A 21,187-nucleotide genomic window follows, 5' to 3' on the forward strand; every position below is an offset into this window, starting at 1 on the left:
GCATCGCTCGAGTTTGACCGATGTCAGGTGTCGAGGTTCCGTTCGGGAAGACTCGCATTCAGCTTTTCAACTCCGCCCTGCCCAACGAAAACAGGGCCCGAAGGCCCCGTTCTCATGGTGCTTTAGAAACTAGAGCCAGATGTCTCTCGCAAACCCACTACGGCAAACATAAGATGAAAAGCTTGGACCAACCTGATATCCAGTGGGAATTGGGGAGTTGGTGCATACCGTTTCGCTCGGTCCGGCAAGCCGTATATGCAGTGCATTCCAGCTAGAAACGCTGCCACTGGGCTGGCAAACCCCTGACGTAAGCGCATCGTAAGTGATCACGAACCCAGCAGGCACAGGGAACGAACACACGATCTCTCCACTAGAGTTTGGCTCCTTAACCGAGCGTGTATTCGGTTGATTTGGATAATTTGTTCCGGCGCAAGCTGAAGTCACCTTTTCAGCAACCACGACATAGCCGGAAGGAATGGCTTGGTTCCAACAAATATCAACTTCACCGGCAAGAGCAGCCTGATCCAACTGTTGACTGGACCAGTGGCTTTGTCCCCCTGCCATTGATGACCCAGCACTGATCATGAGAGCAACGGTACAAGCTGTGACAAAGGCTACATTTCTCATTGTAAAATTCCTTGTAATGAAAGCGGATGTTTACAGATTAGAGCGCTGCTCTACCTCGAGGACCCTCGGTGTCACGAAGATCAGCAGCTCGGCCTTCTCCTTGCTGCGGCCCTTCGTCTTGAACAGATTGCCCAGGAACGGGATGTCGGCCAGGAACGGCACCTTGCTGGCATCTTCGCGGTCACGGAACTCGTACACGCCGCCTACCACCACGGTCTGGCCATCCTCGACCAGCACCGCAGTATTGACCTCGCGGGTACTGATCATTGGAACCTCACCGATACCGGTCTTCAACCAGCGCTCCAACTCGTCCTTCTTGACGTTCAGATCCAGGAACACGCGGCCGTCGTTGGTGATGGTCGGGGTGACCTTCATCTCCAGCAGGACATCCTTGAACTGCACGCTCGGGGTGGCGACGCCGCCGGCGGTGGCCGGCTGGATGGTCACGTAGCCGACTTCCTGACCCTGGCGGATAATCGCTTCGCGCTGGTTGCTGGTGACGATGCGGGGGTTGGAGATGACCTCGCCACGCCCCTGGGTCTGCATCGCCGACAACTCGATATCCAGCAGGTAACCGGCATTGAGAATCGACAGCGCCACCGCTCCGGCCGGATTCACACCAAGGTTGCTCATCAAGCCCTGGGTGATCGTGCTGGTGATCAGTTGTGGCAGGGTCGGGACAGGCGCAGGCAGCCCAGCCAGGCCCTCCAGCGCACGCTCCGTGTTCTCCATCTGCCAATCGCGGATGGCATTTGCATTGGCCTGGTTGTTCTGGTAAATCGCATTGCGATTGGCGATCTGGGTTTCGACATCCTTGGTGCGATTCTTACCATTTGTTTCTATGTCGCCACTGAAGTAGGCGTTGTCCTTGCTGCCGCTAATGCCGAACTTGGCACCCAGCTCGCGCATGAAGCTTTCAGTAGCGACAACCACCCGCGCCTCAATCACGACCTGGTCGACCGGACGGTCGATTTCGCGGATGAGGATCTTCATCGCTTCGACCTTGTCCGGGGTGTCGCTGACCATCAAGGTGTTGGTGCGCGAGTCAGCAATCACCCGCCCGCGCGAGGACAGGAAGCCGGTATCGATCTGGCCACCCTGGCCACCACCACCGCCACCACCGGCACCCGAGCCACCGATGCCCTTGGCCTCGGTCAGCATCTTGAAGATCTGCTCGGCGTTGTGGTAATTGATCTGGATGTACTCGGTGACCAGTTCGGTCCGGTTGGACATCGCGATGCGGGCGTCGGCCTTGTCCTGCTCGTACTTGGCCAGTTCGGCCTGCGGGGCCACCCAGACAACGCTACCGCTGCGACGCTTGTCCAGGCCCTTGGCCCGCAGCACGATGTCCAGCGCCTGGTCCCATGGCACGTTGATCAAGCGCAGGGTCACGTTGCCCTGGACCGTGTCGGAGGCCACCAGGTTGAGGTTGGACTCCTCGGCGATCAGCTGCAGCACGGTGCGTACCGGCACGTCCTGGAAGTTGAAGGTCACCGGGCGCCCGGCGTACTTCCTGCTGTCGCTGGTGGTCGCGCTGGTCGCACCCATCGCGGCGCTGGATTGGTCATCGCCCTTCGACGCGGACTTCGCCACGGCCGCGCGCGGCACGATCTCGACGATGTAGTCGTTGCCGGTCTGGTAGGCCATCGACTCGTAGGCACCCGACGTCTCCAGCACCAGGGTGGTGCCACTGTTGCTGCTACGCGCCTCGATATGATCCACCGGGGTCGCGAAGTCGGATACGTTGAGCGGGCGTTGCAGGGATGCCGGCAACGACGCGTTGGCGACATTGATGACGACCTGGGACCCCTGGCTGCGCAAGTCCGGTGTCGCGCCGGTGCCGGTGAAGCTGAGGATCAATTGCCCGGAGCCACCATCACCGCGCTTGAAGTCGATGTTGGACACCGCGATCGCACCTGGCAGTTGCTTGGCCGGGTCCAGGCTGGTTGTCGGAGCCGCTGGCGCGACCACGGCCGACGCGGCCATGCCGGCGTGCGGCGTCCCCGCGTGCACGGCGGTGAAGGCCGCAATCCCCCCCAGCAGCAGGCCGAAACCGGCTCTGCGAAACAACAGGGGGCGCTGCGTACGCCGCGATCGTGTGGCTTTGAATACGGTCATCGTGCTATCCCCAATTCTCATTGATCTTCCAAAGCGACAGAGGCCGCGCGTTCCAGCCAACCCCCCGCACCGTCCGGCACCAGTTCCACCAACTCGATGCGGTCTTCGAACACGCCGGTCACCCGACCGTCGCTCTGTCCTACGTACATGCCCGGATTCACCCGGTAAGTGACTTTGTCGGGCGCCATCACCAACGCCACGATGTTGCCGCCCTGGCCCAGCGTGCCGACCATGTCGAGGCTGTCCAGCGGAAACTGCTCCAGTACCTGCTTGCGCCGGCCGGAATCAGGACGCGGACCGTTGTTGCCGTCGCGATCGGTGAATGCGTTGCTGAACGGATCACGCAGGCCGTGGGCGGCGTACTCGAAGGTTTCGAATTGCTGCATCACCGGCAACGGGTCCAGGGGTGGCGCAGGACGTGCCTGTACCTCGGCCACAAATTCCTCCAGGTTCGGTGCCTGGTCGTAGCTGCTGGTCACCCCGCGCGTGCAAGCGGCCATTGCCATTGCCAGCAGCGCTACCACCAGCAGCCGTGTTACCAGCGCCCCGCGGTGAACGGTCAGGTTACGCATGTCAGGACCCTCCCTTCTTTGCCGCTTGATCCTGTTGCGCCTGCTCGGCCACTTCGTCCTCGTCAAGATAGCGATAGGTCTTTACCGTGCCGGCAAGCTCCAGTGGCGAGTTGGCCGTGATCCCGGCGCCCTTGTCGTCCCCGCGGGGCTTCAGCGAAATGTCGTGCATGGTCATGATGACCACCCGTGGCAGCGAGGCGACCCCGCTGACGAATCCGCCGAACTGGTGGTAGCTGCCGACCATGCGCAGCGCAATGGGCTTTTCGGCGTAGAACTCCTTCAGCTGCTCGGCGCCCGGTTGAAACAACTCATTGCGGATCCCGGTGGCAAGCGCGGTCTGCGAGATGTCGACGATCAGGTCGGGCATCTCGGTCTTGCTTGGCAGCTGGCGCAACATCTGTTGCAGTTGCTGCTCCATCTGCGCCAGTTGCAGCTTGAGCGGCTCAAGGTTGGAGGCGCGTCCCTGCTTCTCGGCAAACTCGTCGCGCAGTTCGGTTTCGGTGCGTTCCAGGCCCGCGAGTTGCTCGCGCTGGTCGCGCACGAATACCCACCATGACAAGCCGACGATGAGCAGGCCGATGATCACGCACAAGCCAACCCGCGCCCGCTGCGGCCATCCGCCGATGTTCTGGAAGTCGAGTTCCCGGATATTGATCTTCTGGCTCACGAGGCGGCTCCTGGTGCGGGGGCAACGACATCGCTGCCTTCAGCCGGATCGGCCGCCGCGTCGGCAGCGGGCGTGGTGTCGACGGGCGCGGTCTCGACGGGCGTCGTATCGGCATCATCAGCAACCGCTGATTCGGCGCTGGTGCCGACAGCGTCATCTGCGGCCCCGCTTGCCGGTGCAGCCTCGGCGCCTGGCTCGGCAGCCGGGAGCTCCGGTGTCGCGGCGACCTCGGCAGAATCCTCGGGCAACGGATCCTCGGGTAACGGCTCGTCGGGCACGCCGTCACCATCCTCATCGACGGGTGCGTTCGGGTTCGCCATCTTGACCTGCAACTTGAACTCGTACGGCAGGCCTTTCTCGAAGCCCTTCGCCTCGATGATCGACAACTCCGGCTGCGTCATCCAGCTGGAACCTTCCAGATTGCGCATGTAGGTACTGACGCGGGCGCTGGACTGCGAGCGGCCTTCCAGGCTCAAGGTCTCGTTGTCCTGTTTGATCCCCGTCAGGATGACCCCGTCGGGGATCGTGCGCACCAGCGAATCGAACAGATGCACCATCTGCGAGCGATTGGCCTGCAGCTTCTCGATCACGTCCTTGCGCGCCAGCAGCTTCGACTTCTGCCGGTCAAGCTCGTCGATCTCGGCGATCTTCTTGTCGACCTCGGCGATGCGCGCTTTAAGGAAGCTGTTGCGCTCGGTCTGGCCATCGATCTGGGCGTTGTGGTAACCCACGATCAGGAACGACAGCACCACCGCCGCCAGCGCCGACAGCGCCAGCATCATCATCGCGTCTTTCTGGCGTTGCTTGCGGCGCTCGGCGCGCCACGGAAGAAGGTTGATCCGGGCCATCAGTCAAAGCTCCTCAAGGCCAGTCCGCAGGCAATCATCAGTGCCGGCGCGTCCTGGGCCAACGCATGTGCCTGCACTCGCGACCCCAATGTCATGTGGGCCAGCGGATTGGCGATCATGGTTGGCACGCCAAGTTGTTCTTCGACCATCTGGGCGATGCCCGGGATCGCAGCGCAACCGCCGGCGATCACGATCTGGTCGACCCGGTTGAACTCGCTGCCGGCGTAGAAGAACTGCAGCAACCGGCTGACCTGCTGCGCCATGGCTTCCTTGAACGGCTCCAGCACTTCGGCTTCGTAGGTCTCAGGTAATCCACCCTGGCGCTTGGCCAGACCGGCTTCCTCGTAGCTCAGGCTGTAGCGGCGCATGATCTCGTCGGTAAGCTGCTTGCCGCCGAACACCTGCTCGCGCCCATACAGGCTGCGACCATTGCGCAACACATTGAGCGTGGTCATCGTCGCGCCCGAGTCGATCAGTGCCACCAGCCCGTCTTTTGGCACGTTCAACTGGTCGACCAGCAGGCCGAAAGCGTTCTCGATCGCGAAGGCTTCAACGTCCATCACTTTCGGGATCAGCCCGCCCATCTCCAGCGCCGAGACGCGGATCTCGACGTTCTCGGAGCGGGAGGCGGCCAGCAATATCTGCACCGATTCGGTGCTGCCGGGAACCAGCCCGAGCACTTCGAAATCGAGGTTGACCTCTTCGATCGGATACGGCACGTAGTTGACCGCTTCCAGTTCTACCTGCGCCTCCAGGTCATCGCCTTCAAGCTCGGCCGCCATCGGAATCACCTTGGTGATAACGGCGGAACCGGAGACTGCTGCAGCCGCGTGTTTGGCCCGGGTTCCCGAGCGAGCGACGGCACGCTTGATCGCCTCGCCCACGGCTTCAGGCTCGACGATGTTTTTTTCCACCACCGCATTGGGTGGCAGCGGCTCCACTGCGTAGTGCTCAACGCGGTAGCGGTTACCCGCCCGCGAAAGCTGCAGGAGCTTGACTGCGGTCGAACTGATATCCACACCGACGAGCGCCGGCTGGCTCTTGCTGATCACGCCCACTGTTATCTCCCCTTGCCCCTTGCAACCACTGGCCCGCTTGCGCGAGCTCCGTGTGCCCCGTCTTAGATAACGGACTTTTCACAAAGCCGCAACCACCTTACCCGCTAATTGCCCACCAGTGCCCCTTTCTGACGCTATGCGGCGCCGGCGCAATGGTAAGCCGGATGCCGATCCCGACGCCATCATATACTTCACCACCTTGATGACTGCGTTCCGGAACTCCTTGATGTCACCTCGCTTCCGTCGTGTCCTGCGCTGGGCTCTTCTCACCGTTGCCGCTTTGGCAGTGGTCGGCGTTATCGCCCTGGGCGCGCTTTACTACCTGATCGCGCCGACGTTGCCCGACGTGCAGAGCCTGCACAACGTCGAATTGCAGGAGCCCATGTCCATCTACGCACGCGACGGGCAGCTGGTGGCGGTATTCGGCGAGACCCGTCGTTACCCGATCGACATCGACGATGTGCCCGAGACCGTGAAACAGGCCTTCATTGCCATCGAGGACAACCGCTTCTACGAGCACCACGGCGTCGACTACAAAGGTGTCGCGCGCGCGGTCTGGTTGTTGGCCACCACGGACGACACCCGCGTGCCGGGTGGCTCGACCATCACCCAGCAGGTCGCCCGCCAGTTCTTCCTGAGTTCCGAGTACAGCTATACCCGCAAGATTGCCGAGATGATGCTGGCTTGGCGGATGGAACGCGAGCTCAGCAAGGACGAGATTTTCGAGCTGTATCTCAACAAGATCTTTTTCGGCAATCGCGCCTACGGCATCGCTGCGGCTGCGGAGTTCTACTACGGCAAGAAACTGGACGAACTGGACCTGGACGAGACCGCGTCGCTGGCCGGCACCCCCAAGTTCCCGTCCAGCGGCAACCCGCTGGGCAATCCCGAGCGTGCGCGCATACGTCGCGATTACATCCTGCTGCGCATGGCCGACCTGGGGTTCATCGATAAAGCGCAGATGGCCCGGTCCCAGTCCGTTCCCATGCACGCCACGGCGCATGAACCACCCATCCAGATGTATGCGCCGTACGTCTCGGAGATGGTGCGCCGGGAAATGATCGCCCGTTACGGTGCCGAAGCGCTGACCAAGGGTTACCACGTCACCACCACCATCGATCCGGGACTGCAACACGCGGCCAATCAAGCGGTGCGCGAAGGGCTGGTCGCCTATGACCAGCGCCACGGCTGGCACGGGGCGGAGCAGCATTTCGACCTGGCGGCCGATGAGGACGCAGACAGCGTTCGCGCACGCCTGCGCCCGATCGCGACCCAATCGGACATGTTGCCGGCCATCGTGCTCGCTACCCAGGGCAGCAGCGCCACCGTGGTGCTGCCCAGCGGCCGGCAGGTCGAGCTGGGGGCCAAGGATGGCTGGGGTGGTCGCAGCCCGGCCAGCCTGCTGAAGCGTGGCGACCTGGTACGGGTACACCGCACCGACACACCGGTCGCCGACACGGACAAGGATGCCGATGACACCGGCGCGCAACCGGCTGCGCCTGCCGCGCCCCGGTACGGGTTGACCCAGATCCCGCGCGCCCAATCGGCACTGGTGTCGCTGGAAGCCGACACCGGCGCCCTGCGTGCGCTCGCCGGCGGATTCAGTTTTGCCGGCAGCAAGTTCAACCGCGCCACCCAGGCCCGACGCCAGCCCGGTTCGAGCTTCAAGCCCTTCCTGTACTCCGCCGCCCTGGAGCGCGGCTTCACCCCGGCCTCGATCGTGCTCGACGCACCGGTGGTATTCAAGGATCGCCGCGACCACGTGTGGCGGCCACAGAATGACGACGGCAGGTTCCTGGGACCGATGCGCCTGCGCGAGGCTCTGGTGCGTTCCCGCAACCTGGTATCGGTGCGCCTGCTGGACGCCATCGGCATTGATTACGCACGCAAGTACATCAGTCATTTCGGCTTCGAGGAATCAAGCCTGCCGCCCAACCTGTCGATGTCGCTGGGCACCGCATCGTTGACGCCACTGTCGATCGCGCGGGGTTATGCGGTTTTTGCCAACGGCGGCTCGCGGGTCGATCCATGGTTCATCCAGACGGTCAAGGACCGCGACGGCATCGTGATTTTCGAGGAAAATCCGGCCACGGCCTGCCGCTACTGCAACCGGCCATCCGAAAACGCGGCATCGGCAAGCAACCGGACCACGGTGGGAGGTTTCAACTTCGGTCCGGCACCGCTCGCGACCGCCCCGGCGGCGCCCGAGCCGGATGCCCAGGCCAACGCCGACACGACCCCGATAGATCCGCCCGCCGACCTGGTGGTAGCGCCGCGCGCGATTGACGAGCGTATTGCCTACCAGATGGTTTCCATGATGCGCGACGTGGTCCAACGCGGCACTGGCGTCCGCGCCAAGGTGCTTGGGCGCGAGGATGTGGGCGGCAAGACCGGCTCGACCAATGACCACCGCGACGCCTGGTTTTCGGGTTTCGGCGGCAAGCTGGCCACCACGGTGTGGGTGGGTCGCGACAACTTCCAGTCACTGGGTCGCGGCGAGTACGGCGGCCGGGCAGCACTGCCGATCTGGATCGACTACATGCGGGTCGCACTGGAGGACCGCGCGGTGGCCACCAACACGCCGCCCGACGGCATGGTCGAGGTCTCGGTGGCGGCCAACGGCAACCTGCTGCCCGCCGGCAGCGGCGGGATCAGTGAGTGGATCAAAACCGAGGACCTGGAGCGGATGCAGAGCCGCGCCGCCTATGAAAATGCGGACCAGGCCGACATGACCGAAGAAACCTTCGATATCTTCTGAGCAGCACCGACGACCTGATCGCGGCCTCATGTCGTAAAACCAGAAACGCCCCGCAAATGCGGGGCGTTTCTGGTTGCATCAAATTGCTGCATCAACTTGTTGCGTCAACGCAGAGCTGGCGCCTGATCTCAGCGTTGTTCCATGCCGAGGTAATCGCGGTTGACCGCCCCGGTATAGATCTGGCGCGGACGGCCGATCTTGTTTTCCGGATCGTCCTGCTGCTCCAGCCAATGGGCCACCCAACCGGCGGTGCGCGCGATGGCGAACATCACGGTGAACATCTCCACCGGGATGCCGAGCGCCTTGTAGATGATGCCGGAGTAGAAGTCGACGTTCGGGTAGAGCTTGCGCTCCACGAAGTAGTCGTCCTTCAGCGCCGCCTCTTCCAGCTTCAGGGCAACCTCAAGCAACGGGTCGTTGACCCCCAGCTGACCCAGGACCTCGTGGGTCATCTTGCGCACCAGCGCCGCGCGCGGATCGTAGTTCTTGTAGACGCGGTGGCCGAAGCCCATCAGGCGGAAGCCCGACTCCTTGTCCTTCGCTTTGTCGATTGCCGACTGCACGTTCTCCGGACGGCCGATCTCGTTGAGCATGCCGAGCACGGCCTCGTTGGCACCACCGTGGGCGGGCCCCCACAACGCGGCAACGCCGGCGGCAAGGCACGCATATGGGTTGGCACCGGTCGATCCCACCAGACGCACGGTGGAAGTCGAGGCGTTCTGCTCATGGTCGGCATGCAGGATGAACAACAGGTCCATCGCCTTGGCCGCGATCGGGTTGAGCTCCAGCGGCTCGCTGGGCACCTCGTACAGCATGTGCAGAAAGCGGGTGGTGTAATCGAGGTTGTTGCGTGGATAGCGCAGCGGCCAGCCGATGGAATGCCGGTAACAGGCGGCGGCGATCGTCGGCACCTTGGCCATCAGGCGGATCGCAGCCAGACGGCGCTGTTGCGGGTCATCCAGGTCCAGGTCGTTGTGGTAGAAGCTGGCCATGGAGCCGAGCATGCCCACCAGCATCGCCATCGGGTGCGCGTCATGGCGGAACCCGCCCAGGAAGCCCTTGAACGCCTCGTGCATCATCGTGTGATGGGTGACGTCGCTCTCGAACGCGGCAAACTCCGGCTTGCTGGGCAGCTCGCCGTTGATCAGCAGGTAGGCGACTTCCAGGAAGTTGGAGTTCTCGGCCAGTTGCTCGATCGGGTAGCCGCGGTACAGCAGTACTCCGTTCTCGCCATCGATGTAGGTAATGGCGGATTTGCAGCTGGCAGTGGCGGTAAAGCCAGGGTCGTAGGTGTAGCAGCCGGTACCCTTGGGCAACTTGCCGATGTCGATGCAGGGTGCACCCAATGTGGGCTGCTGCACCGGAAGCTCGACGCGGCTATCGCCGACGGACAGGATGGCCTGGCTCAGGCCTGACGGTGACTCGGACACGAAACACTCCTCTTGTCTACGCATTCGCGCGATGCGCGAACGGGAAGGGGGACAAAGGATCGCGGCCACGCCGCGAACGTCCAATTATCACACAATGCTGTACCGCATGGCCGGCGCGCGGATGTCCGCGGACGGAGACGCAGTGTTGCAATGGCGTGGCAATCAGGCTCCCAGACACGACAACGGCCGCCTTTTGGCAGCCGTTGTTGATAACCCGGATACAGCGCCGTGCGCCGCCGAAAATTACTTCTGGGCGTAACGCTTGCGGAACTTGTCCACGCGACCACCGGTATCCATGATCTTGTGCTTGCCCGTATAGAACGGGTGCGAGGCCGACGAGATGTCGACCTTGATCAACGGATACTCGTTGCCGTCTTCCCACTTGATCGATTCCTTGCTGCCCATCTTGGAATCGGCAAGGGTCGAGCGGGTCAGGAACTGGAAATCGCTGGTCACGTCCTGGAACACGACCGGGCGGTATTCGGGATGGATGCCGGCTTTCATTGGCACTCACCAATTATGCGGAAGGAAGCGGGAAAGTATAACGGCCCTGCCCAAGGCTGTGCAAGTACGACGGACAACCTTCTAGCGGGCGGCCAATGCCGACTGGACCTGTTGCTCGAATCGGCGCTGGTCGTACTGCATCAGGATCGAGGCATTGTCGGGCGCGCCGCTCATCTGCAGCCAATCCACCACCGTCGCGCCACGGGTGTGGCGGCCATCCAGTTCGACCGCCACCGGGCGTGCCAACTGCGACAGGGCGCCCTGCGGCTGCAAGGCATGCGCCATCGCCAGGGCATCGGCCGCCAGCCATTTGTCACCGCGCCGGTCGATCGACCATTCCCGGGTCTGGCGCGATATCGCCTCGAAGAAACGTGCCGCGTCGCTGTCAGCTGCCAGCCATTCCACCACGTCATCGTGGTGCAGGCCGTGGGCGATGGTCGCCTCCCAGTCCACCAGGTCAAACCGGTCGAAAGCCGACATGACCACGTGCGCGGCCTCCGGATCAAACCCGATGTTGAACTCGGCCACGGCGGTCATGTTGCCGTGCCCGGTCACCGCCCCGCCCATCACCACCAGCCGATCGATCCGGTCCGGCAAGCTGGGGTCCAGCTTGAGCGCCAGGGCGAGATTGGTCAGCGGCCCCAGTGCGACCAGCAGCAGGCGCCCTGCGTATTGATGTGAAAGCCGCAGGATCGCCAGCGCCGCGTGTTCGGTTTCCATGCGACGCACCGGTGGAGTCAGTCCGGCGTCTCCAAAGCCATCCTGCCCATGCACGTGCGCGGCATCGTCGGCGGGATGCAGCAGCGGCGATGCGCAGCCGGCGAATACCGGTACATCCGCCCCGACCACCTCGCACAGTTTCAGTGCATTGGCGACGGTGTGGGACAGGCCGACATTGCCGGCGGCAATGCTCAGCCCGACCACCTCGTGACGGGGGTCGTTGAAGGCCATCAGCAGCGCGAGCGCATCGTCGACACCGGGGTCGGTATCGATCAGCAGCGGGATTCGGGGTTCAGTCGTCGAATGATCAGTCATCAGGTGATTATCGTCCTTGGTCATTGGGATGTCGCGGGATCAGGCACCCGCATAGCGTACGGCGGCTCCGATCCAGCGCGCCACAATGCGGTCGGCAACCTGCGGCGCGTCGACCAGCAGTTGCTCGGCCAGTGCCTGCACCTGCGGCAACAGGTCGGCGTCACGAACCAGATCGGCCAGCCGGAACTCGGCCAGGCCGGTCTGGCGGGTGCCCAGCAATTCACCGGGACCGCGCAGCGCCAGGTCCTTCTCCGCGATCAGGAAGCCATCGTTGGTCTCGCGCATGGTTTCCAGCCGCTGCCGCGCCAACATCGACAACGGCGAGCGATACAGCAACACGCAACTGGAGGCCGTGCTGCCCCGCCCCACCCGTCCACGCAACTGATGCAACTGGGCGAGCCCGAGCCGCTCGGCGTTCTCGATGATCATCAGCGAGGCATTGGCCACGTCCACGCCGACCTCGATCACCGTGGTCGCCACCAGCAGGTCGATGTCACCCGCCTTGAACGCTGCCATCGTCGCGCGCTTTTCCGGCGACTTCATCCGGCCGTGGACAAGACCGACACGCAACTGCGGGAGCTGTCCCGACAGGGCCTCGAAAGTCGTCTGCGCCGCCTGTGCCTCGATTTTCAGCGCACTGCCGGCGCGGCCACCTTCCTCCGGCTCGTCAATCAGCGTGCAGACCCAATACGCCTGCCTGCCCTGGGCACAGGCCTGGCGGATCCGCTCAACCAGCTCGGGGCGGCGCTCGCCACTGAGCGCGACGGTCTGCACTGGCGTCCGTCCGGGCGGCAACTCGTCGATCGATGACACATCAAGGTCGGCATAGGCCGACATCGCCAGGGTGCGCGGAATCGGGGTAGCGGTCATCACCAACTGGTGCGGGACGACGCTGTGCGCGCCCACAACGCCACCTGCGCCCTTGTCGCGCAGTGCCAGGCGCTGATGGACCCCAAAGCGATGCTGCTCGTCGACGATCGCCAGCGCCAGGTCGTGGAACGCGACCCCCTCCTGCATCAGCGCGTGGGTGCCCACCACGATCCGCGCCTCGCCGGAAGCCACCTGCTCCAGCACTTTCGTCCGTGCCTTGCCCGTGACCTTGCCAGCCAACCAGGCGACGCTGACATCCAGCGGATCAAACCAGCTGCGCAGGTTGACCAGGTGCTGCTCGGCCAACAGTTCCGTTGGTGCCATCAAGGCGGCCTGCCTGTCGCCGGCAATGGCGACCATCGCCGCCAATGCGGCGATCACGGTCTTGCCGCTGCCGACATCGCCCTGCACCAGCCGCAGCATCGGCGTGGGCCTGGCCAGATCAGCCAACACCTCGCCCAGCACCCGTTGCTGTGCGCCGGTAAGGCGGAACGGGAGGCTGTCGCGCAGGCGTCGTGCCAGCGCGTGGTCGGCCAGTACCGGTGCGGCGTGCGCCTGGTGGGCCATGCGTTGCCGCCGCAGGCTGAGGTGATGGGCCAGCAACTCCTCCAGCGCCAGCCGCCGCTGCGCCGGATGGGTACCGGCGAGCAGCGCCGTGACGTCCGCGTCACCGGGTGGTCGATGGACCGTCAACAATGCCTCGCGCAAAGACGGCAACCGCAACGAGGACAGCACATTGCCGGGCAGCAGCTCGATGGCCTCGTCACCGGGCAGGCGATCCAGGGCGAACCCGATCAGTCGCCGCAGCGAGGCCGGACCGACGCCCTCGATCGCCGGGTACACCGGGTCCAACCGGTCACCCAGCTCGTCACCTGCCCCCTCATCCAGCAGCCGATAGCTGGGATGGACGATTTCCAGCCCCAGTTGGCCGGGGCGAGGCGTGCCGTAACAGCGGATCCGCGCGCCGGGCTGGAACTGGGCGAGCTGCGCGGCGCGAAAGTGAAAAAAGCGCAAGGTCACCGTCGCGCGTGACCCGTCACCCACAGCCACCCGCAGCATCGGCCGATACCGGAAGCTGCGCTCGACCGCTTCGACGCGCCCTTCGATCTGTGCGGCGACACCCGGCTGCAACGCGCGGATCGCCGTCAGCCGGGTCCGATCCTCGTACTGGCGAGGCAGTTGCAGCCACAGGTCCTGCAGGCAGGACAAGCCTCGCGCGGCCAACTTTTCGGCCATTTTCGGTCCACAACCCGGCAATACGGTCAGCGGGTTTTCGCCGACCGCGGCCAGTGCGGGTGCGGGACGAGTGGCGCGTCTAGCCAAGAACCAGGATCGCGTCGACCTCGAATGCCGCACCCTTCGGCAGGCCGGATACCTCGATCGTCGATCGGGCCGGATACGGCGCCTGGAAATAGTCGGCCATCACCGCGTTTACCGCAGCGAAGTCGCCCAGGTCGGTCAGATACAAGCCAAGCCGGGCGACCTGCTCCAGCGAGCCACCCGCGGCTTCACAGACGGCTTTGAGATTGTCGAACGAGCGCCGCGCCTGGGCGGTCACGTCGCCGGCAACGATCTCGCCGGTGGCCGGGTCCAGTGGAATCTGGCCGGACAGGAAAACCGTCTGGCCCATGCGCACGGCTTGTGAGTACGGGCCAATGGCTGCCGGGGCGTGGTCGCTGTGAACGGGGGTGCGGGACATGCGGGCTCCAAAGGGGGCGGGGTCAACCCACATTGTAGGAGGCTGGGCTCAGATCCGCTGCACCGCGATCACCACGCCGGACTTGCGGACCTTGCGGATCACGTTGGCGAGATGGCGCCGATCGGTGACCTCGATCGAGAAACGCAACACGGCCACATTGGTATCACGCTCGAGGTACTCGACCCGCTCGATGTTGGACTTCGCCTCGGCGATCGCCGCGGCAACCTGGGCCAGCGCGCCGGGCCGATTGTCGACCTCGATCCTCAGCGCAGCGCTGAAATCACCGCTGACCTTGCGATCCCACCCGATCGGCACCCAACGGTCCGGCGACTTGCGGTAGTCGGCGACATTGGGGCAGTCCAGCCGATGCACCACGATCCCCTTGCCCGCGGTGTGGTAACCCATGATCTCGTCACCTGCGATCGGCAGGCAGCAGTTGGCGAAGCTGATTATTCCGCCTTCCGCGCCGGTGATCAGGATCTTGTCCTGGGCCTGCGAGATGCCGGGCGTTTTCGGGGCCGCCCGGCCTTCGCTGCCAGGTGGGTAGGCCAGGATGAACGCCACTTGCCTGGGCATCTTGTTGCCCAGCGCAATGTCGGCCAACAAGGCTTCCAGGCGCGGGTAACGGCTTTCCTGCAGGTAGTTGTCAAGCTGCGCCGCCGGGATCCGCTCCAGCGAGCTGTCCAGCGCCTCCAGCGCACGGTCCAGCATCCGGTGCCCGAGCTGCACGGCATCCTCGTGCTCGATGCTCTTGAGTTGCTGGCGAATGGAGGTGCGGGCCTTGCCCGAGACCACGAACTCCAGCCATTGCGGCTTTGGCATCGACGACTTGGCGGTAATGATCTCGATCCGCTCGCCGCTCGACAGCCGGGTGCGCAGCGGCACCAGCTTGCCGTCCACGCGCGCGGCGACCGCCTGGTTGCCGACGTCGGTGTGCACCGAGTAGGCGAAATCGAGTGCGGTCGCATTGCGCGGCAACGACAGGATTTCACCCTTCGGCGTGAACAGGTAGACCTCGTCAGGGAACAAGTCGACCTTGACGTTCTCGAGGAATTCCAGCGACGAGCCGGCCGTGCGCTGCGACTCCACCAGTCCACTGATCCAGTGCTGGGCGCGGCTTTGCGCGCTGTTGGGGCCGTCGCTTCCTTCCTTGTACGACCAATGTGCGGCGATGCCTTTCTCCGCGATCAGGTCCATCTCCTCGGTCCGCAATTGCACCTCGATCGGCGAGCCGTAGGGACCGAACAGCACCGTATGCAGCGATTGGTAACCGTTGGCCTTGGGGATCGCGATGAAGTCGCGGAAACGCGCATCCAAAGGCTTGTAGGTCGAGTGCACCACGCCCAGCGCGTGGTAACAATCCGCTACCGAGGTCAGCACGATGCGGTAGCCGAACACATCCATCAGTTGGGCGAAGCTCTTTCCCTCGTCTTCCATCTTGGTATAGATGCTCCACGGCGACTTGACCCGGCTGATCAGTCGGTTGGGCAGCTTCTCCTTGGCCAATCGCTGGGCGAGGTTGGCCTCGATCTGCACCAGGGCTTCGCGCCGGACCACCGGCTGGTCACGCAGGTATTTTTCCAGCACCGCATGGCGCCACGGATACAACGCGCGGAAGCCCAGGTCCTGCAACTCCGCCTTGATCAGGTTCATACCCAGCCGCTGGGCAATCGGGGCATAGATCTCCAGCGTTTCACGGGCGATCCGCTGGCGCGACTCGGGATCTTTTGCGCCCAGCGTGCGCATGTTATGCAGGCGATCCGCCAACTTGATCAAGATCACCCGCAGGTCGCGCGACATGGCCAACAGCATCTTGCGGAAGCTCTCGGCGTTCGCTTCCAGACGGTCACGGAACTGCACCCTGTCGAGCTTGGTGACGCCGTCGACCAGTTCCGCCACGGTGTCGCCGAACTCCGCGGCGATGCAATCGCGGGTCAGCGCGGTATCTTCGATGGTGTCATGCAGGATCGCCGCCAGCAGGGTCTCGACATCCAGCCCCTGGTCGGCCAGCACCCGCGCAACCGCGACCGGGTGGGTGATGTATGGCTCGCCGGACCGCCGCACCTGGCCGGCGTGGGCCTGCGCTCCCACCGCCCATGCCCGGCGCAGCAACTTGCGTTGCGGCTCGGTCAGGTAGCGGACCGCCTGCTCAAGCTCGCGCATGTAGTCGGGCAGTGCCGCATCGTCGTTGTCGACAGCGGGTCCGGGGCGACTACAGGCGGGCTCGAAAGAAGTCATTGAGGCAATCTACGCGTCCGGCGCCACGCCATGCAACGCGTGGGCTCAAGTCGATTTCCAAAACCAGACGACCCCGCACAAGGCGGGGTCGCGTCGAAAGCAACACAGGCCGGACGACCGGCCGATGCGGGGTCAGTCGTCGCCCTTTGCCAGATCGTCGTCGGTGACCACTTCGGCGGCGGCCCACTCCAGCGCTTCGCGCTCCTTGCGGGCACGCTCGGACTTGTCCACCGCGTCGATGTACTCCTGGTTGATCTCGCGTGCGGCGATCTCGCGCAGGGCAAGCACCGTCGGCTTGTCGTTGGATTCGCTGTTGTCGATCTTGGATTCGACGCCGGTGGCGAGTTGACGGGCACGCTTGGCCGCCATCATGACGAGTTCAAAGCGGTTATCGACCACTTCCAGGCAATCTTCTACGGTAATGCGGGCCATGGGGCTCCTGACGGCCGGGGCCGTCAATACAGATGCAAAGGGGATGCGATTATAGCGACTGTGGGCAATGCAGGGCAAGTCACGTCTTTTGGAATCAAGCAGTTACGCAGCCATCACCGGTCGTCGGCCAGCAACTTGGTGATCAGCTTGCCGTGGCGCGCCACCTGGGCGTCACGCCGCAAGCGGCTGGCGGTGAAAATCGCACACATCTCGTCTACAGCCACGTTGAAATCGTCATTGACGATGACGTAATCGAATTCGCCATAGTGCGACATTTCCTCGCGGGCGGCGGCCAGCCGACGGGCAATGACATCCTCACTGTCCTGGCCTCGCGCACGCATGCGCAGCTCCAGTGCGGCGCGCGAAGGGGGCAGGATGAAAACACTGACCGCTCCGGGCAACTGGCGACGGACCTGGCGTGCACCCTGCCAGTCGATTTCCAGCAGTACGTCCTTTCCTGCCGCCAGTTGCGGCTCGACCGATTGGCGCGCGGTGCCCTTCCAGTCACCGTGGACGCGGGCATGCTCGAACAGGTCGCCGGCAGCAACCATGCGTTCGAATTCGGACTCGTCGACAAAGTGGTAATGCTCGCCATTTTGCTCGCGGGGGCGTGCCGGCCGTGACGTGAACGATATCGACAGCCGGATGTTCGAATCGCGGGCCAGCACCGCGTTGACGATGCTGGATTTTCCCGCACCCGAGGGCGCGGCGACGATGTAGAGAGTTCCGCGCATGCTCATTCGATATTCTGGATCTGTTCGCGGACCTGGTCGATCAATACCTTCAACTCGATCGCGGCAGCCGAACTGCGCCCATCCACCGACTTGGAACCCAGCGTATTGGCCTCGCGGTTGAACTCCTGCAGCAGGAAATCCAGCCGACGCCCGACCGCCTCGCGCAAGGTCAGCACGCGACGCGCCTCGACCACGTGCGAGTCGAGCCGGTCGAGCTCTTCATCGACATCGAGCTTCTGCAGCCACATCACCAGCTCCTGCTCCATCCGGCCCGGCTCCACCGGCTGGGCGAGATCCGCCAGCCGCCCTTCCAGTTTGGCACGTTGGGCGGCCCGGATGACCGGCATCAGCTCCCGCACCTGCGCGGCGATGGCGGCAATGCCGTCAACACGCTCGGCAATACCCGCCGCCAGTTTGCCGCCTTCGCGCTCACGGGCGGCGATGAACTCGTCCAGCACGGTGTCCAGCAACCCCAGCGCCCGGGCCTGCAACGCGGCCGCATCGGTGGCCGGTGCCTGCAACACACCGGGGAACTGCAACAGCTGGGTGAACTCGGTATGCAGGCCCGGGAAACGATTGGACAGCTCGGTCGCCAGATCGCCCAACTCGCGCAGCCGGACCGGATCGGCGTGCAGCCCGCCGGCACCTTCAGGCGAGCGCAACCGCACGGTGACATCGACCTTGCCGCGAGCGATGCGCGCGGCGATTCGCTCGCGCAGCACCGGCTCCAGCGCGCGCAAGTCGTCGTGCAAGCGGACACCGATCTCCAGAAAGCGGTGATTGACCGAACGCAACTCGCAACTCAGCGTCCCCCATTCGGTGACGCTCTCGCTGCTTGCGAAGGCGGTCATGCTGCGAATCATGCGCAATATCCTGTGATGAACGGCGGGGGAGACGGCTGGGTGCCGGGGTGCCCGATGGGGGCGATTGATGCGAATGGTAAACTCGCCCACCCAAAACCCCCTAACTTCAACGGCAGTCCGCACCATGTCAACCACCGGCAGCAACGAATTTTCACGACCCAGCGGTCGCACGCCGGAACAGCTGCGTGAGGTCCGTATCGAGCGGGCCTTTACCCGCCACGCCGAAGGCTCGGTGTTGATCAGCTTCGGCGACACCCGCGTGCTGTGTACCGCCAGCGTGGAGAACCGGGTGCCCGGCTTCCTGCGCGGCAAGGGCGAGGGCTGGGTCACTGCCGAGTACGGCATGCTGCCGCGCGCCACCAACACCCGCAACGACCGCGAGGCCGCGCGCGGCAAACAGGGCGGGCGCACCCTGGAAATCCAGCGCCTGATCGGCCGCTCGTTGCGCGCCTGCATCGACCGCAAGGCGCTCGGCGAGCGCACCATCACCCTGGACTGCGACGTCCTCCAGGCCGATGGCGGCACCCGCACCGCGGCAATCACCGGCGCCTACGTGGCATTGACCGATGCAGTGAACTGGATGATCAAGCGCGGCGACATCAAGTCCAAGGCGGGGCGTTCACCGATCTTCGGCGCCGTAGCGGCCGTATCGGTGGGCATCTACCGCGGCGTACCGGTGCTGGACCTGGACTACGCCGAGGACAGCAACTGCGACACCGACATGAACGTGGTCATGAATGACGGCGGCGGCTTCATCGAGTTGCAGGGTACCGCTGAAGGTCACGCATTCCGGCGCGAAGAGTTGGCGGCAATGACCGCGCTGGCGGAAGTAGGCATTACCGAGCTGGTGGCGAAGCAGCGCGAAGCGCTCGGCCTTTGAGCCCGCGCCTGTGAGCGTCCGCATCGTCGTCGCCAGCGGCAACACCGGCAAGCTGGCTGAGTTCAACCGCCTGCTCGGCGAGGCCGGCATCGAATTCGTCGCGCAGGGCGAACTCGGGGTCGGAGACATCGAGGAAACCGGGCTGACGTTCGTCGAGAACGCGCTGCTGAAGGCGCGCCACGCCGCCCGGGCCACCGGCCTGCCGGCGCTGGCCGACGACTCCGGACTCTGCGTCGATGCGCTCAATGGCGCGCCCGGCCTGTATTCGGCGCGCTACGCCGGCGAGCCCAGCGATGCGGCACGCAACATCGACAAGCTGCTGCAAGCGCTCGACGGAGTGCCCGAGCTGCAACGCGGCGCGCATTTCCACTGCACCCTGGCACTGCTGCGCCATGCCGACGACCCGCGCCCGCTGATCGCGCAGGGCGAATGGCATGGCCGGATCCTGACCGCGACCCGCGGCGCCGGCGGCTTCGGCTACGACCCGCTGTTCCTCGACCCGGAAACCGGGGAGACGGCAGCCGAACTGGAACCGGTAGCGAAGAGCCGCGTCAGCCACCGCGGCCGCGCGTTGGCGATCCTGCGCGAGAAGCTCACTTTGTTGCCTGCAATGACCGCATGACCCTCGCCCCGCCGCCACTGTCGCTATACGTCCACATCCCCTGGTGTGTACGCAAATGCCCGTACTGCGATTTCAATTCGCACGAAGGCCGCGGCGAATTGCCGTTTGCCGCCTACGTGGCGGCGCTGCTGGCCGATCTGGATCTCGACCTGCCGCTGGTCTGGGGCCGCACGGTGCAGTCGGTGTTCTTCGGGGGTGGCACTCCCAGCCTGATGCCCGCCGAATTCATCGACCGCTTCCTGCAGGGCGCCAGTTCACGGTTGCGGTTCGCGCCCGGTTGCGAGATCACGCTGGAGACCAATCCCGGCACCGCCGAGCACGGCCGCTTCGAAGGCTACCGCGACGCCGGCGTCAACCGCCTCAGCTTTGGCATCCAGAGCTTCGATGATGGCTGCCTGCAGCGGTTGGGACGGATCCACGACAGCGCCGAGGCCGAGGCCGCGGTCAAACTGGCCCAGGATGCGGGGTTCGACAACCTCAACCTTGATTTGATGTACGCGCTGCCGCAACAAACCCTGGCGATGACCGAGCACGACCTCACGCGCGCGTTCGCATTGCAACCCGCGCACGTCAGCCACTACCAGTTGACCCTGGAGCCGAACACCGTGTTCGCCGCCCGTCCGCCGGCGGGCATCCCCGATGACGATGGCAGTTGGGACATGCAGGAGCACTGCCAGGCGATGCTGGCCAGCGCCGGTTATCGCCAGTACGAAGTCAGCGCCTACGCGCGGGCCGGCCGCGAATGCGCGCACAACCTCAATTACTGGAAATACGGCGACTACCTCGGGATCGGCGCGGGCGCGCATGGCAAGATCACCCAGGGCCACGACCAGTCGATCCTGCGGCGCTGGAAGCACAAACACCCCACCCGCTACCTGGCCGATGCCGGTACCCCCGCCGCAATTGGTGGCCAGGAGTTGGTGGCACCGGACCGCCGCGCATTCGAGTTCATGCTCAATGCGCTGCGGTTGGTGGACGGGTTCAGCATGGCCGGCTTCGAAGCGCGTACGGGTCAATCCCGGGCGACGATCGCGTCCCAGCTGCAGACGGCAGTCGATCGCGGCTGGCTGGCGATCGAGAACGACCATGTGCAGCCCACCCCATTGGGACGGCGCTTCACCAACGACGTGGTGTCGTTGTTCCTCGATCAGTGAGGGTTTGGCCGCGCCGTCGAGACCGGTGCGTTTCGGTCATAATCCGACCTGTCAGGCACCGTTTGCTGCCAGACGCGC

17 protein-coding genes and 1 pseudogene are annotated in these 21,187 nt (G+C 64.3%); 4 read left to right on the forward strand and 14 right to left on the reverse strand.

The window, feature by feature from the left end; all coding sequences use genetic code 11:
* Positions 1-657: 657 nt before the first annotated feature.
* The 5 genes and pseudogenes from ACW7G6_RS13775 to ACW7G6_RS13795 form a co-directional block, all read right to left on the reverse strand.
* Positions 658-2,745, reverse strand: a complete 2,088-nt coding sequence (locus ACW7G6_RS13775; protein WP_456998509.1) for a type IV pilus secretin PilQ — start codon at positions 2,743-2,745, stop codon at positions 658-660.
* Positions 2,746-2,762: 17 nt separating this feature from the next.
* Positions 2,763-3,317 carry a pilus assembly protein PilP gene (locus ACW7G6_RS13780; RefSeq protein WP_456980353.1) on the reverse strand — a complete coding sequence of 185 codons (555 nt, stop codon included), beginning with the start codon at positions 3,315-3,317 and terminating at the stop codon, positions 2,763-2,765.
* A 1-nt stretch (position 3,318) separates the two neighbouring features.
* Positions 3,319-3,984 carry a type 4a pilus biogenesis protein PilO gene (locus ACW7G6_RS13785; protein WP_456980354.1) on the reverse strand — a complete coding sequence of 222 codons (666 nt, stop codon included), beginning with the start codon at positions 3,982-3,984 and terminating at the stop codon, positions 3,319-3,321.
* 124 nt (positions 3,985-4,108) lie between these two features.
* Positions 4,109-4,832: pseudogene (locus ACW7G6_RS13790) on the reverse strand (PilN domain-containing protein); the annotation flags it as partial.
* The gene (locus ACW7G6_RS13795) at positions 4,832-5,890 is read right to left on the reverse strand and encodes a pilus assembly protein PilM (protein ID WP_456980355.1); all 1,059 of its coding nucleotides are present in this window, start codon (positions 5,888-5,890) and stop codon (positions 4,832-4,834) included. The gene ACW7G6_RS13795 and the pseudogene ACW7G6_RS13790, both read right to left, overlap by 1 nt.
* A 226-nt stretch (positions 5,891-6,116) precedes the next feature.
* Between ACW7G6_RS13795 and ACW7G6_RS13800 the strand changes: the two genes are divergently transcribed.
* A complete protein-coding gene (locus tag ACW7G6_RS13800; protein ID WP_456998510.1) occupies positions 6,117-8,648 on the forward strand; it encodes a penicillin-binding protein 1A in 2,532 nt (843 codons plus the stop codon).
* Between the two features lie 128 nt (positions 8,649-8,776).
* Here ACW7G6_RS13800 and ACW7G6_RS13805 read toward each other — a convergent pair whose 3' ends face one another.
* The 9 genes from ACW7G6_RS13805 to ACW7G6_RS13845 form a co-directional block, all read right to left on the reverse strand.
* Positions 8,777-10,078 (reverse strand): citrate synthase, encoded by a 1,302-nt coding sequence (locus ACW7G6_RS13805; RefSeq protein ID WP_456980357.1) that lies wholly within the window; start codon positions 10,076-10,078, stop codon positions 8,777-8,779.
* Positions 10,079-10,321: 243 nt separating this feature from the next.
* A complete protein-coding gene (locus tag ACW7G6_RS13810) occupies positions 10,322-10,582 on the reverse strand; it encodes a type B 50S ribosomal protein L31 (RefSeq protein ID WP_456980358.1) in 261 nt (86 codons plus the stop codon).
* 81 nt (positions 10,583-10,663) lie between these two features.
* On the reverse strand, positions 10,664-11,617 hold the full coding sequence (locus ACW7G6_RS13815) for a nucleoside hydrolase (RefSeq protein WP_456998511.1): 954 nt from the start codon (positions 11,615-11,617) through the stop codon (positions 10,664-10,666).
* 39 nt (positions 11,618-11,656) lie between these two features.
* Positions 11,657-13,810 carry an ATP-dependent DNA helicase RecG gene (gene recG / locus ACW7G6_RS13820; protein WP_456998512.1) on the reverse strand — a complete coding sequence of 718 codons (2,154 nt, stop codon included), beginning with the start codon at positions 13,808-13,810 and terminating at the stop codon, positions 11,657-11,659.
* Positions 13,803-14,186, reverse strand: a complete 384-nt coding sequence (locus ACW7G6_RS13825) for a RidA family protein (protein ID WP_456960742.1) — start codon at positions 14,184-14,186, stop codon at positions 13,803-13,805. Before ACW7G6_RS13825 ends, recG begins: the two co-directional genes overlap by 8 nt.
* 48 nt (positions 14,187-14,234) lie before the next feature.
* Complete coding sequence (locus ACW7G6_RS13830; protein ID WP_456998513.1) at positions 14,235-16,424, reverse strand: RelA/SpoT family protein; 2,190 nt, start codon at positions 16,422-16,424, stop codon at positions 14,235-14,237.
* Between the two features lie 132 nt (positions 16,425-16,556).
* Positions 16,557-16,856: a DNA-directed RNA polymerase subunit omega gene (gene rpoZ / locus ACW7G6_RS13835; protein WP_456980362.1), complete on the reverse strand. Its 300-nt coding sequence runs from the start codon at positions 16,854-16,856 to the stop codon at positions 16,557-16,559.
* A 113-nt stretch (positions 16,857-16,969) separates the two neighbouring features.
* Positions 16,970-17,590 carry a guanylate kinase gene (gene gmk / locus ACW7G6_RS13840; RefSeq protein WP_456998536.1) on the reverse strand — a complete coding sequence of 207 codons (621 nt, stop codon included), beginning with the start codon at positions 17,588-17,590 and terminating at the stop codon, positions 16,970-16,972.
* Between the two features lie 2 nt (positions 17,591-17,592).
* Entirely contained in the window at positions 17,593-18,453 is an 861-nt protein-coding gene (locus ACW7G6_RS13845) for a YicC/YloC family endoribonuclease (protein ID WP_456980364.1), read from the reverse strand.
* A gap of 124 nt (positions 18,454-18,577) precedes the next feature.
* Here ACW7G6_RS13845 and rph point away from each other — a divergent pair, with 124 nt between their 5' ends.
* The 3 genes from rph to hemW are packed head-to-tail and all read left to right on the forward strand — an operon-like array spanning position 18,578 to position 21,109.
* Entirely contained in the window at positions 18,578-19,333 is a 756-nt protein-coding gene (rph, locus tag ACW7G6_RS13850) for a ribonuclease PH (RefSeq protein ID WP_456960737.1), read from the forward strand.
* Positions 19,334-19,343: 10 nt separating this feature from the next.
* Complete coding sequence (gene rdgB, locus ACW7G6_RS13855; protein WP_456998514.1) at positions 19,344-19,955, forward strand: RdgB/HAM1 family non-canonical purine NTP pyrophosphatase; 612 nt, start codon at positions 19,344-19,346, stop codon at positions 19,953-19,955.
* Complete coding sequence (gene hemW / locus ACW7G6_RS13860) at positions 19,952-21,109, forward strand: radical SAM family heme chaperone HemW (protein ID WP_456998515.1); 1,158 nt, start codon at positions 19,952-19,954, stop codon at positions 21,107-21,109. The genes rdgB and hemW overlap by 4 nt, the downstream gene beginning before the upstream one ends.
* Positions 21,110-21,187 lie beyond the last annotated feature (78 nt).

It is taken from the genome of Lysobacter sp. A421, assembly GCF_054052145.1.

Coding starts and splice junctions, on each gene's coding strand:
- ACW7G6_RS13800 (WP_456998510.1), top strand. CDS start 6,117: ATGTCACCTCGCTTCCGTCGTGTCCTGCGCTGGGCTCTTCTCACCGTT.
- ACW7G6_RS13830 (WP_456998513.1), bottom strand. CDS start 16,424: ATGACTTCTTTCGAGCCCGCCTGTAGTCGCCCCGGACCCGCTGTCGAC.
- hemW (WP_456998515.1), top strand. CDS start 19,952: ATGACCCTCGCCCCGCCGCCACTGTCGCTATACGTCCACATCCCCTGG.
- ACW7G6_RS13780 (WP_456980353.1), bottom strand. CDS start 3,317: ATGCGTAACCTGACCGTTCACCGCGGGGCGCTGGTAACACGGCTGCTG.
- rpoZ (WP_456980362.1), bottom strand. CDS start 16,856: ATGGCCCGCATTACCGTAGAAGATTGCCTGGAAGTGGTCGATAACCGC.
- rph (WP_456960737.1), top strand. CDS start 18,578: ATGTCAACCACCGGCAGCAACGAATTTTCACGACCCAGCGGTCGCACG.
- ACW7G6_RS13825 (WP_456960742.1), bottom strand. CDS start 14,186: ATGTCCCGCACCCCCGTTCACAGCGACCACGCCCCGGCAGCCATTGGC.
- ACW7G6_RS13810 (WP_456980358.1), bottom strand. CDS start 10,582: ATGAAAGCCGGCATCCATCCCGAATACCGCCCGGTCGTGTTCCAGGAC.
- ACW7G6_RS13845 (WP_456980364.1), bottom strand. CDS start 18,453: ATGATTCGCAGCATGACCGCCTTCGCAAGCAGCGAGAGCGTCACCGAA.
- gmk (WP_456998536.1), bottom strand. CDS start 17,590: ATGCGCGGAACTCTCTACATCGTCGCCGCGCCCTCGGGTGCGGGAAAA.
- ACW7G6_RS13815 (WP_456998511.1), bottom strand. CDS start 11,617: ATGACTGATCATTCGACGACTGAACCCCGAATCCCGCTGCTGATCGAT.
- ACW7G6_RS13775 (WP_456998509.1), bottom strand. CDS start 2,745: ATGACCGTATTCAAAGCCACACGATCGCGGCGTACGCAGCGCCCCCTG.